General features: G+C 37.2%; 13 protein-coding genes. 12 read left to right on the top strand and 1 reads right to left on the bottom strand.

What is annotated here, in order from left to right:
* The first annotated feature begins 20 nt into the window (after window positions 1–20).
* The 8 genes from FTU06_RS00400 to FTU06_RS00365 all read left to right on the top strand — a co-directional run bounded on the left by FTU06_RS00400 (window position 21) and on the right by FTU06_RS00365 (window position 8788).
* Entirely contained in the window at window positions 21–1052 is a 1032-nt protein-coding gene (locus tag FTU06_RS00400; protein ID WP_010115604.1) for a DUF932 domain-containing protein, read from the top strand.
* Window positions 1053–1227: 175 nt separating this feature from the next.
* Complete coding sequence (locus FTU06_RS00395; RefSeq protein WP_180144273.1) at window positions 1228–2286, top strand: YqaJ viral recombinase family protein; 1059 nt, start codon at window positions 1228–1230, stop codon at window positions 2284–2286.
* Between the two features lie 195 nt (window positions 2287–2481).
* The gene (locus tag FTU06_RS00390) at window positions 2482–3381 is read left to right on the top strand and encodes a hydrolase or metal-binding protein (protein WP_180144270.1); all 900 of its coding nucleotides are present in this window, start codon (window positions 2482–2484) and stop codon (window positions 3379–3381) included.
* Window positions 3382–3600: 219 nt separating this feature from the next.
* Window positions 3601–4491, top strand: a complete 891-nt coding sequence (locus FTU06_RS00385; protein ID WP_180144268.1) for a YafY family protein — start codon at window positions 3601–3603, stop codon at window positions 4489–4491.
* A 31-nt stretch (window positions 4492–4522) separates the two neighbouring features.
* Window positions 4523–5650 carry an ATP-binding protein gene (locus FTU06_RS00380; RefSeq protein WP_180144266.1) on the top strand — a complete coding sequence of 376 codons (1128 nt, stop codon included), beginning with the start codon at window positions 4523–4525 and terminating at the stop codon, window positions 5648–5650.
* Window positions 5651–5679: 29 nt separating this feature from the next.
* On the top strand, window positions 5680–6867 hold the full coding sequence (locus FTU06_RS00375; RefSeq protein ID WP_180144264.1) for a hypothetical protein: 1188 nt from the start codon (window positions 5680–5682) through the stop codon (window positions 6865–6867).
* Complete coding sequence (locus tag FTU06_RS00370) at window positions 6864–8153, top strand: apolipoprotein A1/A4/E family protein (protein WP_180144263.1); 1290 nt, start codon at window positions 6864–6866, stop codon at window positions 8151–8153. The genes FTU06_RS00375 and FTU06_RS00370 overlap by 4 nt, the downstream gene beginning before the upstream one ends.
* 5 nt (window positions 8154–8158) lie before the next feature.
* Window positions 8159–8788 (top strand): OmpA family protein, encoded by a 630-nt coding sequence (locus tag FTU06_RS00365; protein ID WP_075696089.1) that lies wholly within the window; start codon window positions 8159–8161, stop codon window positions 8786–8788.
* 63 nt (window positions 8789–8851) lie between these two features.
* On the opposite strand, the gene FTU06_RS00360 is transcribed toward FTU06_RS00365, so the two are convergent.
* Window positions 8852–9442, bottom strand: coding sequence for a DUF805 domain-containing protein (locus FTU06_RS00360; RefSeq protein WP_180144261.1), 591 nt, complete (start codon window positions 9440–9442; stop codon window positions 8852–8854).
* A gap of 521 nt (window positions 9443–9963) precedes the next feature.
* On the opposite strand from FTU06_RS00360, the gene FTU06_RS00355 reads away from it, so the two are divergent.
* The 4 genes from FTU06_RS00355 (at window position 9964) to FTU06_RS00340 (ending at window position 16323) form a co-directional block, all read left to right on the top strand.
* Complete coding sequence (locus tag FTU06_RS00355; protein WP_180144258.1) at window positions 9964–10455, top strand: hypothetical protein; 492 nt, start codon at window positions 9964–9966, stop codon at window positions 10453–10455.
* Between the two features lie 190 nt (window positions 10456–10645).
* Window positions 10646–11947: a DNA cytosine methyltransferase gene (locus FTU06_RS00350; protein ID WP_180144255.1), complete on the top strand. Its 1302-nt coding sequence runs from the start codon at window positions 10646–10648 to the stop codon at window positions 11945–11947.
* A gap of 2 nt (window positions 11948–11949) precedes the next feature.
* Complete coding sequence (locus FTU06_RS00345) at window positions 11950–13875, top strand: McrB family protein (protein WP_180144251.1); 1926 nt, start codon at window positions 11950–11952, stop codon at window positions 13873–13875.
* 24 nt (window positions 13876–13899) lie between these two features.
* Window positions 13900–16323: a restriction endonuclease-like protein gene (locus tag FTU06_RS00340; RefSeq protein ID WP_180144250.1), complete on the top strand. Its 2424-nt coding sequence runs from the start codon at window positions 13900–13902 to the stop codon at window positions 16321–16323.
* The last annotated feature ends 156 nt before the right edge of the window (window positions 16324–16479 follow it).

Below are 16479 nucleotides of genomic sequence, written 5' to 3'. Positions count from 1 at the left end.
CAGCATAGGAGATAAGAACGATGGCACATCAAATCGAACAAATCGCCTATGTGGGCGAAACCCCTTGGCATGGTCTCGGTAATCAGCTGAGTCCGAATCAACCACTGGAAGTCTGGGCACAGCAAGCCGGGATGGACTGGCGGATTGAATCGTCGAACGTCAGCTATATGGCACAGAATGAGCGTGGTCAGAGCATTATCATGCCATTTGAAGAACAGCGAGTGTTGTATCGTTCAGATACCCATGCACCTTTATCTGTAGTCAGTCAGCGTTATCAGGAAGTTCAGCCTAAAGAGATTCTAGAGTTCTACCGGGATCTGACTGAGCAATCTGGCTTTGAGTTAGAAACCGCAGGGGTTTTGAAAGGTGGAAAGAAGTTCTGGGCTTTGGCACGTACCGGGCAAAGTACCGCGTTAAAGTCTAAGGATGTCAGTAATGGTTATATCCTGCTGGCTACTGCGTGTGATGGCACCTTGGCAACGACAGCACAGTTCACAAGTATCCGAGTAGTCTGTAACAACACTTTAGCCATTGCTCTACGTGGGCAGAGCAGTAGTGCTGGTGTAGTGAAAGTTCCACATAGCACCAAGTTTGATGCAGAGAAAGTGAAGCAGCAATTGGGTATTTCAGTTCGTGCCTGGGATGAGCACATGTATGAAATGAAACAACTCACACAGCGTAAGGTGAGTCAGCAGGAAGCCAAAGCTTATTTTGATGCCGTATTCAACAACAGCACCATGTCAATTTCCGATCCTGAAGAAAACATTATTCAGTTCTATCGTAATGTCGCGCAGCAAGCTCAGGAGAAAAAGCCTGAACCGAATGGTCGTGCCATGAATAAAGCTTTAGAGATGTTTAATGGGCAAGGACGAGGGGCTGATCTTTCATCTACCAAGGACACAGCCTATGGCTTACTGTGTTCGATCACGGAATTTGTGGATCATGAACGACGTGCCATGAGTACAGATCACCGTCTTGATTCAGCTTGGTTTGGTGCAGGAGCAGGTCTTAAGCAACGAGGATTAGAGCAAGCACTTGCTTTGATCGCCTGAAATTAACTGACTCACTTATGTCGAAATCAAGTCACCCCAAACAAATGCTCATCAGAGCACTCATGTAACCCCTCTCAATTAAAACAGCAAACAAATCGCCATACCCGACCTTGTGTCGGGTATGGCTTTTTAATGCATTTCTTTTACAGAGATCAGAATTTATAAGGATAATTCCATGAATCAAATTGTATCTATTTCCCATCAGCCTACGACGGTAGGATCAAAGATCGTAGTCAATCCAACCATCACCACCAAACGCTCAACAGCAGCCAAGCGATTGGTTAATACCAAAGGGATGGAATATCAGGACTGGCTTGAAGTTCGTAAACAAGGTATCGGTAGTAGTGATGCCGCGACTGCCTGTGGTCTTAATCCCTACATGTCGATGCTGGAACTGTGGCTAATCAAAACGGGCCGTCAAGCTCAGTCTATTGAAGATGAAAGTTCAGGTGTAGCACCGCTGTATTGGGGCAAGCAGCTGGAACCTTTGGTGGCAGAGTTCTATAGCATGCACACCCATAACAAGGTGCGACGGATCAATGCAGTACTTCAGCATCCTGATCCCGATAAACACTTTATGTTAGCCAATCTGGATTACAGCGTGGTCGGCAGTGATGACGTTCAGATCCTAGAATGTAAAACAGCAGGTGAGCATGGAGCAAAATTGTGGCGTGATGGTGTGCCTTTATATGTGCTATGTCAGGTGCAACATCAACTGGCCGTAACTGGTAAACAGGCAGCGCATGTCTGTGTGCTTATTTGTGGGCATGAAACCAAGATCTTCAAAGTGACACGGTCTGAATCAGTGATTGAGCATATTGTTCAAGCAGAACAATATTTCTGGGAATGCGTGGAAACGGATACTCCTCCATCAGTCGATGCCAGTGAATCCGCAGCTAAAGCGATTCAACAACTCTATCCAGCGCATGTACCTTTAACGGTAGAGGATCTTTCGCAAAATGAAAATGCCAATTTGATGTTCGATCAGCTCATCAAAATGAAAGAAGAGATTCAGCATCAGCAGGAACGCTTTGACCAGCTTAAACATGAAATCCAGATGATGATGCAAGACAAGGAAAGGGCAGTCTTTGCAAATGGCTCAGTAGTCTGGAAGAAAGCCAAGGATTCTATCAGTCTAAATACCAAGGCATTGCTTCAGCACCAGCCTGAACTCATCGAGCTTTATCCACTTAAAAAGCAGGGCAGTCGTCGATTCAACATCTATAACGACTAAGCCCTATCTACAGCACCCAATCAAAAATTCACAAAAATCGCTCCCCGCTCTCTACCCTTCGGTAGAGAGCAAATCGGTCGCGATCTCTGTAGCACTTTATCTGGCTCTACATTCTTTGGGTAACTTATTTGGTCCTTGTTCTGACCTACATACATAGACCCAAATTTGTAAGGTAATACATTAAGGAATATCAACATGATTAAAGGTTTAGCAATTACTCCTCCAATACTCGGACGGATCAGTATCGGTCGGATGATCGAGAAGAATGGCAAACGCCTACCGGAAAAGGATGACCAGTTCACCATTACTTCCCAGATTCAAAGCAAAGAAGGCTGGGTCAAACATCCATTAGATGATCGGCTTCGAGCGAATACTCCCAATCAAAAGCTACGTTCAATCCCGGTCAGAATGATCTTTAATGATCCTGACTTAAACCTACGTGCTGAATACACCTTATTTGATCGCCAGACTGGACGACCTGTCTGTGTCGGTAATGGAGAAACCTGTCAACGTTTAACCAACCAAGGCGTGGAGCAACATCCCTGTCCATCCCCTTATTTATGTCCATTGGCTCAAGGAGGCAACTGCAAGCCTTACGGGCGTTTGCATGTGAACTTGGATGAATCGGATGAATTTGGAACTTTTATCTTTAGAACTACAGGCTTTAACAGTATTCGGACTTTGGCTGCACGGCTGAGTTATTACCATGCGGCATCAAATGGTTTGTTGTCTTGCCTCCCATTGCAGTTGATATTGCGGGGCAAGAGTACGACACAAAGTTATCGTCAGCCGGTGTATTACGTGGATCTAACTTTAAGGGAGGGGATTAGCCTGAATGAAGCCATTATTCAGGCGAAGCAAATTGATGAACAGAGTAAACAGGCAGGATTTTATCAGGAAGCTTTGGACTTTATCGCAAGGAAGGGTTTTGCCAATGCACAGTTTGAAATAGATATAGAAGAGGGAATAGATACATTAGAGGAATATTACCCTGAACGAGAACAGAACCGCGTAGGGGAACAACAAGTTTCACCTGAAGAATGTGTGCAAGATATTCAGCAGCGGTTACGGCAAAGTGTGAGAGCTGTAAATTAGTGAACGTATAACTAGAACTAAGCACTTTTAAATTCTGGGAAGGAATTTTAATATTCCAAACCAGAATTTAAATAGTAATTATTTTGTGTGATTTTTTATGTAATTTTGTGTATTTTAGCGGTTTTAGTTAAATCTTTATTCCTTATAAAAATTGAAGAGACATGACCTGTCCAACTTGCAAGCAAAATAGCGAATTAAAGAGGGTAGTTAAAGTGAAATATGAAAAATATAGAGTCAAGTCGCCATGAAACTCTAGCAAACCGTTTAGCAGATATTCTGACCCGATTAAATTCAGGATATAGGCTAGAGCCTAATGCGCTTGCTAAAGAATACGCAACACATCCCAGAACAATTAAGAGAGACTTTGATCGTTTCGAGGGATGTAATATTCCTTTGCAAAAAGAGGGGAAATATTATTTTTTAGATCCAAAGTATTTAGGACAGCTTACTTTTAAAGATATTAGAACTTTTTCACAGATCTCTGGTATTCAATCTTTATATCCAAAACTCGATGTCTCATTCTTGCGTGAGCTTCTGGATAGTCGAGTATATGGAGCGAAAGGTTATTCAGTTGAAGATGCATCTCAATTTAAAGAGTTATTTCGACTTTTTAGCGAAGCAATCCTAAAGCATCAGCAAATTGCATTTCTTTACAAGAAAGAATCACGTGTGGTTGAGCCTTATAAGTTACTGCATCACCACGGTAGTTGGTATTTGGCAGCAGTAAGAAAAGGCGAGTTAAGGGCGTACAGATTAAGCCGAATAGAGTTATCTCCACATACTCATGAATTAGCAAATTACAAACCTGACCCACAGATTTTATCTCAATTAGAGGATGAAAAGAGTATTTGGTTTGGACAGGAAAAGTTAGAAGTCATTTTAACTGTTCATGTAGATGTGGCCTCACACTTTCAGCAGCGACAACTATTGCCTGAACAACAGGTTATTAAAGAGTTGGATGATGGAAATCTATTACTTTCGAGCCGAATTACACATATGACTCAAATCTTACCTTTAGTTAGGTACTGGATCCCACATTTAAAAATTGTGAATCCTGTAGGGCTTCAAGAGCAAATAGAAGAAGAGTTAAAAGTGTATCTAGGTATTTAATATATAAAAATTTGAACAAAGGGGGATGTTAATGAGTGAAAATATGAAAGAACAAATATTATCAACTGGAAAAATCTTAATCAGTGATATTGCGCAGGCAATAAAGAGTGAGATTCAGCCGTTAGATGAGAAAAGTCAAAAGCGTTTAGATCAAATTACAGAATTAGATCAGACGAAAGTAGATCAGAAAGTAATAGAGTTAAATGAATTAGACAAGGCTAAACCTGCACGCTTTCAGTTAAAGGATATTGTTTTACCTACAACTACAGAAAATGAAATTCGTGAAGCCCTAATTAAAGTTAAATTTCATGAGCTTATTTATCATTCTTGGGGATTTAATGAAATAGATCCCTCCGGTAAAGGCTGTGTTTTAAATTTTTATGGTCCACCAGGAACTGGTAAGTCTCGTGGGGCAGAAGCTTTAGCTGGTGAGTTGGGTTTACCTTTTTTGAAGGTGGATTTAGCTGAGCTTGAAAGCAAATTCATGGGTGAAACAGCTAAAAATCTATGTGCTGTATTTAAAGAAGCCCAAGAAAACCATGCTTTATTATTTTTTGATGAAGCAGATACTGTATTAGGAAAACGTTTGTCATCAGTAACTCAAGGAGTAGATGCTGAAATTAACATGACACGCTCGACTATGTTAATTGAGATGGATAACTTTACAGGCGTATTGGTCTTTGCCAGCAATTTCCCAGAAAACTACGATTCTGCATTTAGGCGACGAATTTCTCACCATATCCATTACCAGCTTCCTGACCTAGAGGCCAGAATTCGGTTATGGGATATGCATCTTGTACCTAACATTCCTTTGCAATGCGAAAGCCGTGAACAATTATTAAAAGACTTGGCTGAAAAATCTGAAAGTTTTTCTGGTGGTTATATTTTACAAGCGATGCGTTTAGCTCTACCAATGGCTGTTGATCCTATTGAGCCTGAAAAAAGTCAACTTACGGAAGAGCATCTACTCAAGTCAATTGAGTTGGTTAAGCGTGGCATGCGTGAAGTTGGTAGTGATGTTCAAGAGCGTTTAACTGATACCAGAGAAATGTTTGGTATTAAAAAGAATTCAGATGAAGATTTGACTAATTCACAGGAAATAGTAGTTCATAGTGAATTGATAGAAAGTAAGAATATTAATGCAGAGGGGATAAATTAATGGGCTGGTTTGGTAGAGCATGCAGTGCTGTGGGTGGTGCTATTCGTAGTGCAGGGAGTGCAATAGCCTCTGGTGTAAGATCAGCAGCATCTGGAATTGGTAGAGGACTCAGTGCGGCAGTATCTGCAGGTGGTCGTTTCTTCAGTAGTGCAGTTTCAGCTGTAAAACAAATGGCTTCTAAAGTTCATGATTGGAAGGCATTATTAGGCGCAATGGTAGATGGAGCTAAAAAAGGTGCGCAAATAGGTGCAAAAAAAGGCCCATGGGGAATGCTTTTTGGTGGCTTAATTGGTGCAGGTATTGGTGGGTTATTTGAGTTTAATAGACAAGCTAAAGCTCATCAGCAAGAAATGCCTCAGCCAATTTATGAAGAGCCAAATCCTTCAAATGAAGTTGATGGGGATATTGAACGTTTAGGTAAAATGATCACCGAGTTTCTACCTGCACTCCAACGTAAATTTTCAAGCAATGCTCCAGTTGAAAGTTTTGAAGAATATTTACGTATAGATGTTTCAATGGCCTTTATACGTGATTTTTTAAATCGTCTTGAAAAGATGGAAAGCACTTCTGAACTTACTGTTTCTGATCGTCGTTTTATTGAATTAATTGATAAGCTGGCTTTGGACAAACCAATGAGTGAAGCTGAGCTTCAAGAATTTGATGGGTTGGTTAAACAACGTTTTGGCAAGAGTTTGTTATTAATTGGATCTCAGCGTTTATTTGCATTGTGGACAAATGAAGAAGAAACCTGCAAACAAAATGTGAATCAACATCGTACAGAAATTAGCCGTGCTGAGATTTACTTTAAAGAATTGGAAAGTCGTGCGAAATACAACTTACCAATGACAGATGAAGAAAAAGTCAAATATGAGGAGTTGAAAGGGCATATAGTTCAAACTAGAAATGAATATGAGAACTCTAAAAAATATTTAAACAATATTCGTTTAATGACAGGTGTTGCAGAAGGTTTATTACAACAAGCTGAAGCTGATAATGCTGGGCAAGCTATACGGGAGCAAGAACGTAAGCGTGCAGATAAGGCAGGTGCAATTCTGGTCAATATGGAGCGTACATTGGATGAAAATGAAACAGCAGTAGAATTGCCATTATCTGAAGAAGATAAGTCATTCTTAAATCAATATGTTGATTTACATATGCCAGCGGCAATTAAACGCCAAAAACAACACGCTCAAGAATTTGTGGAAGTATCCGTATGAACAACATATTTGCTTTTTTATTACCTCATACAACACTCGATTGGTTTTTCTTTTCTTTATTATTGGGGTGGCTTGCATTCTCTTTAGTAGCAGCCAAAAAAGCTAAAAATAATATTCAACAACGAATCCATTCATCACATTTTACAAATATTAAAGCTAGTTTTACTGAATTATCAACCGCTTTAAGAGATCCAAAATGGGATCATATTGTTGAAAATGCACCGGGATTTGCTTTAGTACTTGGGTTATTGGGTACATTTTTAGGTATTGGCTTGGCAATTTCAGGGGCTGGTCAAATATTGGCAGATATGAATTCAGGTTCTACAAGCGCGACTGATATGCGCCAAACTATTGGCAATTTAAGTCCAATGCTTGCTGAAATTGGCTTGAAATTTAAGAGTAGTGCTTGGGGTATTTTAGTTCATATTGCTTTACGACTCATAATTCCTGTATTTGGTATTGAAGAAATACGCTCTCAGGCAATTTTAAAGCAACTTGAGAAAGATGCAGAGCAAGAAGAACAAGCAGTTAATAAGCGCTGGGAACAAATAGAAAGTTTGCTTCAAAAAGCATTATTTACTAATACAGCACAAGCAGGTTCTATCGCTAAAGTCATGGAAACTCAAACAGAACATTTGGCTATCATTGCGGAAGTTCAACAAACTTTTGGTGACAACGTTAAAACTTTAGGTGCATCAGTTAAAGAGTTTGAAAAAACAGTAGATGCTTTTAGAGGAAGCATGAAAGTTGCTATTCAAGAGATGCAAGAAAGTGTACAAAATGCAAGTCAAGGTTTACATGATACCGTCGAATCAATGAAAGAGGAAGTAAGCACTACTTTTACTGAGTTTAGAGATAATGTGTCACAAACACTAGCAAAAGTAGGGGATGATATTTCTACTTCGAGCTTTGCAATAAAATCTTCGGTAGATACGCTGAGTTCTAGTATGAGCAAGGAACTGCAAAATGTCACAATGGTAACAGCAAGTTTAACTACACATTCTCGGGAAATGGCAGCAGCAATCAGTGAGCAAAAATTAACATTAGAAGAAATGGGCGATAAAGTTCAATCTATTGCATCCAAAGGAGCTGAATATGCTTTTAGCCTAGAAGATGTTACTGGCAATATTGAAAAACTGGCTGGTTCTGATGGCATTATTGCTAGTAATCTTGCAAAAGTTGCATCAAATACTAGAGAAAGTAATCAACATCTTGAAGTACTTGCAAATAATTTAACTGCCACTGAGTCTGGCTCTTCATTTGGTAACTTTTTAACAAGGAAGTAATTCCAATGGCAGATCATGCGAATAACGAATGGATCTCTATTGGGGATTTCATGGCAGGTATTGTTGGTGTACTCGTTCTATTTTTTGTAATAGCAATTTTAATTACAGCAACTTCACAGGCTGAAGCGGAAGAGAAAAAGCAGCAAGGGGCTATCAAAGTTATTAAAGCGATTGAAAAAACTTTAAAAGAGAGTGGAAACTCAAAAGGGATTACATTTTTGCCTGAAAAGGGAATTATCCGCTTGGAAGATTCTTCTTTTGCTCAGGGGAGTGCATGTTTAGATGGTGGGCTACAGAAAGCTTTCAAGGAAAGGTTGGCTCCATTAATCCAAAAAAATATGATTGATAATCGATTGCTGAATATACAGATTGAAGGACACACAGATGCAGCACCAGTAAATGGTGTTAAATCAAATATTTCTCAAGTGTGTTCACCATTTGATGATAATTATACTTTATCAGCTGGCAGAGCAAGAGAAGCTAGAAAAGCATTGTTTACCCAGCTTCAGTCTTCTGAATTGGTTCAAAGAATTTCAGTCGTAGGTTATGGTCCTGATAGATTATTAAATAAAGATAATCCGAATGCAGCAAATAATCGACGAGTTGAGATTAGATTTATTATTCAGGATCTTTAAAATATATTTTAATAAGTCCTTATATTAAAAAATAGACCCTCTCAATCTGAGAGGGTTTATTTTTTATTTCGCTATATCACCATATGGATTACTAAAGGCTTCTCCTTCTTTCGCCCACCAGATAATCAATAAAATAATACCAATAATAGTTAGGCTAATAAGATACCACCAACCAGATTTTCCTATGTCATGGAGTCGGCGAGTAGAAACAGCAAGAAAAGGAATAATAGTTGCTAAAGTAACTATTCCATAAAAAATAACTTCAGTTTCTAAAATTGCATCTAAGACCATCGCAAAAATATTGCAAATTACTAATGCGAGATAAAAGAACCAGAATTCTTTACGTCTAGCACGACCATTAAAATTTGCATAATTTTTTAAACACTTAATAAACCAATCAAAAAGATTGTAATCTTCCTCTGATTTTTCTGTATTAGTCATAATGTGGGAAGTTGAGCTAATAGAATTATTTAGTGCTTTATATACGCCAATTACTTGTCCATTTGTATCAAGATCAAAATCAATAATAAGACCACGTTGAGGATTAAAGACTTCTTTCCATTCACTGCCTATAAATGTATACCGTCTTTGATCTTCCCCTGAAATAATTCCACTATTGGTTTGAATTGAAAAATCGAGAATTATACCTTTCACTTTTATATCTCCAAATTTAACAAGTTGATATTCTTGTTTTATTAAGGTAGATAATGTAATGATGTGTGGACAGGGTATGTCATTATTTTTAGATTTTTTTATAAAAATTTATAACAATATTATTGTCTTATTTTGGTGGGTAAGTTAGTGTTTTATAATATTTGAGTTTAACTTAATTCTAAAAAAAGGCCAAATTTCTCATAGTGCTATTTTGTTGAGAACAAGAATAATGAATAAGTATTTGAGCTTAAAATAAATGAATATAATGGCTGGGCTCTTTCTCAGCCATTAAATTATATTCTCTCCTATGTAAAAAGAATAGACAAAATTTGTCTAGGAAGGGTGGCAGTTCAATATTTCGAGGGGGGGATTACCAGGGAGAGCTTGATAAGTCCATTAGTGGATTAAAACTAAGTTGGTAAGGCAAAATGATTGGGATGTTCTCCCATGTAATATTTTTCATTTGGATTTAATTTGAAAGAAATTTAAGTTAGTGTTGTCAGTGAAAATAGGTGGTAATTATGAATAGAAAAGCTTTATTGGAACTTGCGGATTTTCTGGAAACTCTGGATCCAAAACGATTTGATATCCGTACATGGAGGATGCCCTCTAAAGGAAAGCCTGGTTTTGTTAGTGATGAGCAATTGTTAAATGACCAACAGACAGTAGCATGCCCCGTAGGTTGGGGGTGTTTACTGGATAGTTGGAAACAAGCTGGACTATATATTGCTTCTTGCTATGTGGGCGAAGAGCAGTTAAGCAATCCTTTAAGTAAACCGCATGTGATGAGTTTGGTCAGAACTAAATTAAATGATGAATTTGACTCTTATGAGGCTGTGGATATTTCATTGAATTTATATCCAGGGATGGCGGCAGTTTTATTTAACCCTGATAATTATGCTGATGAAGAATTTACTGATGCAAAGACCGTGGCTGAAAGGATTAGAGATTTTTGCCTCGTATCAGAGGATGATATTGCCAATACAGTACTGTCCTATAGTGATTCTGACTAATCATCTTGCAATGATATAGGTAAAAGCTCGGGAGCTGGCCAGATAATTTGAGGTTAAAAATTTCTGCTTGCCTAATTGCGGTCTAATGATAAGATTTGGCACTTCGAATCTGGATTGTTGAAAATTATTTTGAAATCATTTAAGACTTTCAAGATAGTTTTGTTCAATTAATTGGGCTTTATATTAAATCATGAATGAAAGATTAGATTTTCTGATCAAAATTGAACAGTTATTAGAACCTTTAGCGGTGTGGCATGTACCTCATGATTCAAGTGTTAAGTCTGTAATTGATCAATGGATAAATGCTATAGCTACTAATAGTCAATTTTTTTGTAACCCTCTTATTAATAATCCCAATCTTTTGGAAAAAGAAGTTATTGATTTATTGAAAAAAGAAAACTTGTGGCATGGTCAAATAGAGTTCTTTAATAAAGTTTTCGGTAACCTTAGCTTAGCCCCAAATCCTCAACATGACTTTAAGTTTATAGATTTATTTGCGGGGATCGGTGGAATAAGATTAGCCGCTCAACGAAATGGAGGTGTGTGTGTTTTTTCATCTGAATTCGATGGTTATGCACAAAAAACTTACAAATTAAATCATGGAGATCTTCCGTTTGGAGATATTACTAAAATTGATGAAAAATCAATTCCTGAACATGATTTATTGCTAGCAGGCTTTCCTTGCCAGCCTTTCAGTTATGCAGGTAAATGTGAGGGGTTTGAGGATCAAACAAGAGGTACATTATTTTTTGATGTGCTGAGGATATTGGAAGCAAAAAAACCAAAATTTGCACTTTTAGAAAACGTAAAGGGCTTTAAATCGCATGATAATGGCAAGACCATGAGTATTGCGTTAAAGGCATTGGAAGAAGCTGGTTATAAAACTTTTTGGACCATTTTAAATAGCTACGATTTTGGAGTCCCTCAGTACCGTGAGAGATGGTATTGTGTAGCCATTAGAAAAGATATTGATTCCTCTGAATTCAAATTTCCTGAAAATAAAGATAGAACTACAACTTTAAGAGATATAGTTGACCTAGATGTGGATGATGAAGCATTAAGTCTTAGTGCATTTGAGTTGGAACGTATTAATTATCATTTTGAATATAATCACATTAATGAAAGAGTTGAGCATGATAGCTCGATGTATGCTCGCAATACTAAAAAAGGCAAACATGGTGTTTTCTCTTATTTAAAGACAGATGGCTCTTTACGTTTTCATGTTGGGGATGTGGCTAAAACACAGATTCAGGAAGCTTTTTATGCTTGTTTAGATACATATGCCCCAACTATAATCGCCAATCGGGTTCCTAAGTTGTGGGATATTAAAAGAAAATTATCAGTAAGGGAGGCGGGGCGACTTCAAGGATTTCCTGATAATTTTGAATTTAATGTCTCTAATTCACAAGCCTATAAACAGTTAGGGAATTCGGTTACTGTTACTGTGCTATTTGAAATTATCAACGAAATTATGAAATTGCAGGAAAGTTAATAATGCCATATATCTCAATAGAAAGAATTATTACTGCTAGAGATTATATTAATGACAATGTGAATAAGCCGGAAACTTTTTCAGGTCTAATTTTCTTTCTATTGAGTGTTAAAAATAAAAAACTTGATGGTCGCTACTTAGAAGCAGACATGGTGAAGTTTTGTGATTTCGCAGATAAAGCATTCTATCTAAAGGATATACAACAAAACTATTCAAGTAAGACCTGGTATGCATTATTAAGTAGCGATTGGCTTCAAAGTATTCTTACTGTTTATTTAAAAGGAAAGAAATTAAAAGTTAATAACTTGCTGATTTCCCTTTTTTGGTACTTGGAGTGTGACTCGCTTGATAAGCTGGTGGAAGAATTTAAACGCAATATTGGTAATGATGTTTTTGATTTCCTATTTTACTACGAAACGGAAAGCGTACATATAAGCCCAGTTGTTTGCACTAGAGCTGATTTATTTGCACGTTACAGTGGTGATAGTAATTATACAATAAAATTTGGCAATACCTTCTTAGCTAAACAGGCTAGTGATTTATCAGGTGCCCCTTTTGGACAAACCTTATATAGTTCTCAAGAAATTAAGAAAACGATATCAGTTTTTGATTTTGATTTTATAGATAAATTTAATTTAGGTATTAATAGTAAGCAATACTTCGACATTGATGTAGGAGAGTTGAGATTACCTAAGCCATTTATTTTACTAGCTGGAATTTCTGGTACAGGAAAAACTCGCTTTATCCGTGAACAGGCAAAGGCATCTGGTAGTTTATCTGAAACATATTGTCTGACCTCTGTTCGACCAGATTGGCATGAGCCAAGTGACTTGTTGGGATATATTTCTCGTTTAAGTGGAAAAACTGAATATATAACTACTGATGTTCTAAACTTTATTGCTAAGGCGTGGAAAGCACTTGTAGATGCAGGATTAGACATAAAGCCTCAAGTCATTGAGGGATATGGTGAACGTCTTTGTGTTTGTGGAAACTTTTCTCAATTGGAAAATATTCCCCCATTCTGGCTATGTTTAGATGAAATGAATTTGGCTCCGGTAGAACAGTATTTTGCTGATTATTTATCCGTACTGGAAACGCGAGAATGGCATTGGAGTGATGAAACTTTTAAGTATTTAACAGATCCACTGCTTAAACCAAACATTTTTATTCAAATACAAAATAGTACTGAATTCCGCCAACAGCTAGGTTTTGAGGGGAGTCAATATGATGAAGTGTGGGAGGCTTTTTCTAAATTTGGTTTAGGGATTCCATTTAATTTGCTTGTAGCAGGTACTGTGAATATGGATGAAACCACGCATGGATTTTCAAGAAAAGTTATAGACCGTGCGTTGAGTTTTGATTTTGGTGAATTCTTCCCAAATATTTTTCATGAATATTTTCAATCAAATATTAAAAATAAAACTTTGAGTTATCCAATTCGGTCTTATGTAAATCTTTCCGCTTTACCTGAAATAGATCAAGATGGCACAAAAACAGTTACATTCTTGGACGCTGTCAATAAATTATTAGACAATACACCTTTTAAATTGGCATATCGTGCTTTAAATGAACTTTTACTGGCCGTTGTTAGTCAAAATCCAACAAGTGATAAAGATTTATTGGCAGTATTTGATGATTTCCTTATGTGTAAGGTTTTACCTCGGATTGAGGGGGACAGCGATAAGCTAGTGAACGTCCATTCAGAAGATTCACTGCTGAAACAATTGGTTATATTGATCGAGCAAGAGTTCTCTAAACTTGAAGATAGTTCTGCTTCAGATACGCAAAATATAGACCGTCCTGACTTGCTTCGCGAGTTTAGAGAGGGTGAGAATGATATCATTAATGTTCCATGCAGAAGTTTGGCAAAATTGAAGTGGATGCAGATACGTTTGGAAAATTCAGGCTTTACTAGTTTTTGGCCATAAATTACTTAGGGTAGATGGTCAGTTATGCCTGAATTACTTTGCGTAGCAACTCCAGAATTTGAACTTTCTATTTGGTCAAATGATATTGCGAAGCGCCACAAGACTTATACGGAAACTCTTAATAAACGGGGAGGTAGTGAGGCTTTACTTGATGGAAATGCTGTTTTGGAGCATAGACGTCCGTTTATTTATTTTTCGCCTCCATTACAAATTCAGTACTTAAAATTTGAACAGATAACTATCGAAAAAAATCAGAATGATGAAGCATCTGAAATTGAATTGTCTTCGCCTTTGTTTTTTGAAAATGTGCAATATCAGTTTGAATGGGTTTTTGTTGAGAAGGTTCATTCAGCTCAAATGATACACAAGAACCAATTGTTGAATGATGGTTTTCGGTTTATTGAAGCTCATCGAGCAATGCCTGCACGTATTACAGGTACAATCAATACAGGTAATAGTATTGGCTGGATGCGGTTACCTATCGAGTATCGAATTGATGGTCAAGTATTCCGGCATGAACTGTCTTTTGAGGTTCTTCCTACAAAAATGGATTTACATGCAGATTTACCTGCAATGTATCAGGTGATAGATCAAGTATTTCCATTATGGCGTTTTAGCTTGGTTGAAAAAACAGAGCAAAATGCAGTCAAGAGTGAACATCGAGGGCATTTCCCTTTAATGTGGTTGGCGAATTTCGCACAGTTAAGAGAGCGTTTTGAACAGGGTTTGAAAGTTGTTACACAAGCTCCTCATAGCAGATTGCAAATACAACACTCATTTATAAAAGCGGATCGGCTTAAAGGGCGGATAACGCATCGGACTGGTTTGAAAATTAAGGAAGATGGGTTGAATGGTTGTTTTGATAAACGCTATAAAATTGAGACAAAAAAATTAAGTGTAGATACTCCTGAAAATAGATTTATCAAATCCGTTGTCACAACTTGCAAAAAAAGACTGATTTTATTTGAAAAGGCTTTAAGAGCAAGTAATCAGATATGGGATAAACAACGTCTCTCTGATGCTTTTTTGGATGAGTTGCATGAATGGCAACGACCTTTGCAAAAAGTATTGGCACAAAATTTTTTTAATGACGTTGGATCCTATACAGGTTTAAGTAAGGAGTCATTGGTATTACAGCAAAAAACAGGTTATAGCACTGTTTATCGAGTGTGGCAGGATCTTAAATTTTATCTGGATAAATTGGGGAGTGTATCAAATATCTCAATGAAGTCTGTGGCAGAGATATATGAAATTTGGTGCTTTTTAACACTTAAAAATATTTTGCGGGATGAGTTAGGGTTTGAAGAAATCAGTGCGGCCAAGAATAAATTAGTGTTAAATGAATTTTTTGAGTATCAGCTAAAAGATGGTTTTGTGGGAGCGTTTGAATTTAAGCGGACGGATGGGGTTAAAGCTCGACTGGCACATGAACCAAAATTTACTAAAAATGGGCGGGAAATTCGTTCATATTTAGTCAGTCAGGAACCTGATATTGTTTTAGAAATTGAATTATCAAATGGAAAACGATTCATCTGGTTATTTGATGCGAAATACAGAATTAAAACTGAGCAAGATCGTTTTGGTTTTGATAATGTGAATAACAAGGATTACGTGCCGGATGATGCGATTAATCAGATGCATCGTTATCGTGATGCATTGATAAGGGTTACCACTGAGACTGAGTTCGCAAGTAACAGACATTCAAAAAGTAGACCTGTATTCGGTGCTTTTGCTTTATATCCTGGTTATTTTGATCAGGAACACACAAGGAATCCTTATCAAGATGCTATAGATGAAATTGGCATTGGAGCGTTTGCTTTATTACCTAATGTTCAGAATTATGATCAAAATGGACATTATTGGTTATTGCAATATTTAACTGCACAAATAGGAACGGTTCATCATGGTCGAAATACTTTGGATGAAAATCTATTTATACAAGAGCCTGCTCGCATTGCATATCAGGGTATGCAACAGGTTTTACACACTGACTTAATAATGACAGTGTCATTAGGGGAAGAAATAGGACGAGAACAAGCTTATTTTGATGCATTTAACAATGATAAAGCCCAATGGTTTCATTTATCAGAAGATACATTAAATAGTAAATATGGAATTCATATTTCAAAAGAAATCAGATATTTGGCTGTGGCAATGCCATCAATTGAAAATCCGGGTACAAAGCAAATTGAAAAAATTTGGCCTGTTAAAAATGTACGTTTGATACCTCGGAATAAAATTACTAAAGCGCAAGCAGGTAAATACAGTGATTCTACCCAAATCTATTATCTCTTTGAATTGGGACATCCGTTATTGTTACTGAAAAAAATTTCTCATGTTCCGCATTTGCCTATTAGGAATTCGATGAAGTTGACAACAATGGAATCTCTAACTAACGCCAATCAATTTGCTGATTTAAAAAGTGTTTACAAGAATGTACTTAATTGAGTTAGATTTAGTGTAGAGGAATAGTCATCTCAAAGCTTGAACTTAGGATATGAAAAACATTTTTTTCGTTTTATGACTCTAAATAGTGATCGTCAGGATTTTTAATCCATTCTTGAAATTTATTGATCGACCACTCGCAATTTTGATCATTCTTTA

It is taken from the genome of Acinetobacter sp. YH12052, assembly GCF_013419835.1.
Classification (GTDB): domain Bacteria; phylum Pseudomonadota; class Gammaproteobacteria; order Pseudomonadales; family Moraxellaceae; genus Acinetobacter; species Acinetobacter amyesii.
This window is presented reverse-complemented; position numbering and strand designations above follow the sequence as displayed.

Coding starts and splice junctions, on each gene's coding strand:
- FTU06_RS00395 (WP_180144273.1), top strand. CDS start 1,228: ATGAATCAAATTGTATCTATTTCCCATCAGCCTACGACGGTAGGATCA.
- FTU06_RS00350 (WP_180144255.1), top strand. CDS start 10,646: ATGAATGAAAGATTAGATTTTCTGATCAAAATTGAACAGTTATTAGAA.
- FTU06_RS00345 (WP_180144251.1), top strand. CDS start 11,950: ATGCCATATATCTCAATAGAAAGAATTATTACTGCTAGAGATTATATT.
- FTU06_RS00380 (WP_180144266.1), top strand. CDS start 4,523: ATGAGTGAAAATATGAAAGAACAAATATTATCAACTGGAAAAATCTTA.
- FTU06_RS00385 (WP_180144268.1), top strand. CDS start 3,601: ATGAAAAATATAGAGTCAAGTCGCCATGAAACTCTAGCAAACCGTTTA.
- FTU06_RS00340 (WP_180144250.1), top strand. CDS start 13,900: ATGCCTGAATTACTTTGCGTAGCAACTCCAGAATTTGAACTTTCTATT.
- FTU06_RS00370 (WP_180144263.1), top strand. CDS start 6,864: ATGAACAACATATTTGCTTTTTTATTACCTCATACAACACTCGATTGG.
- FTU06_RS00390 (WP_180144270.1), top strand. CDS start 2,482: ATGATTAAAGGTTTAGCAATTACTCCTCCAATACTCGGACGGATCAGT.
- FTU06_RS00400 (WP_010115604.1), top strand. CDS start 21: ATGGCACATCAAATCGAACAAATCGCCTATGTGGGCGAAACCCCTTGG.
- FTU06_RS00355 (WP_180144258.1), top strand. CDS start 9,964: ATGAATAGAAAAGCTTTATTGGAACTTGCGGATTTTCTGGAAACTCTG.
- FTU06_RS00365 (WP_075696089.1), top strand. CDS start 8,159: ATGGCAGATCATGCGAATAACGAATGGATCTCTATTGGGGATTTCATG.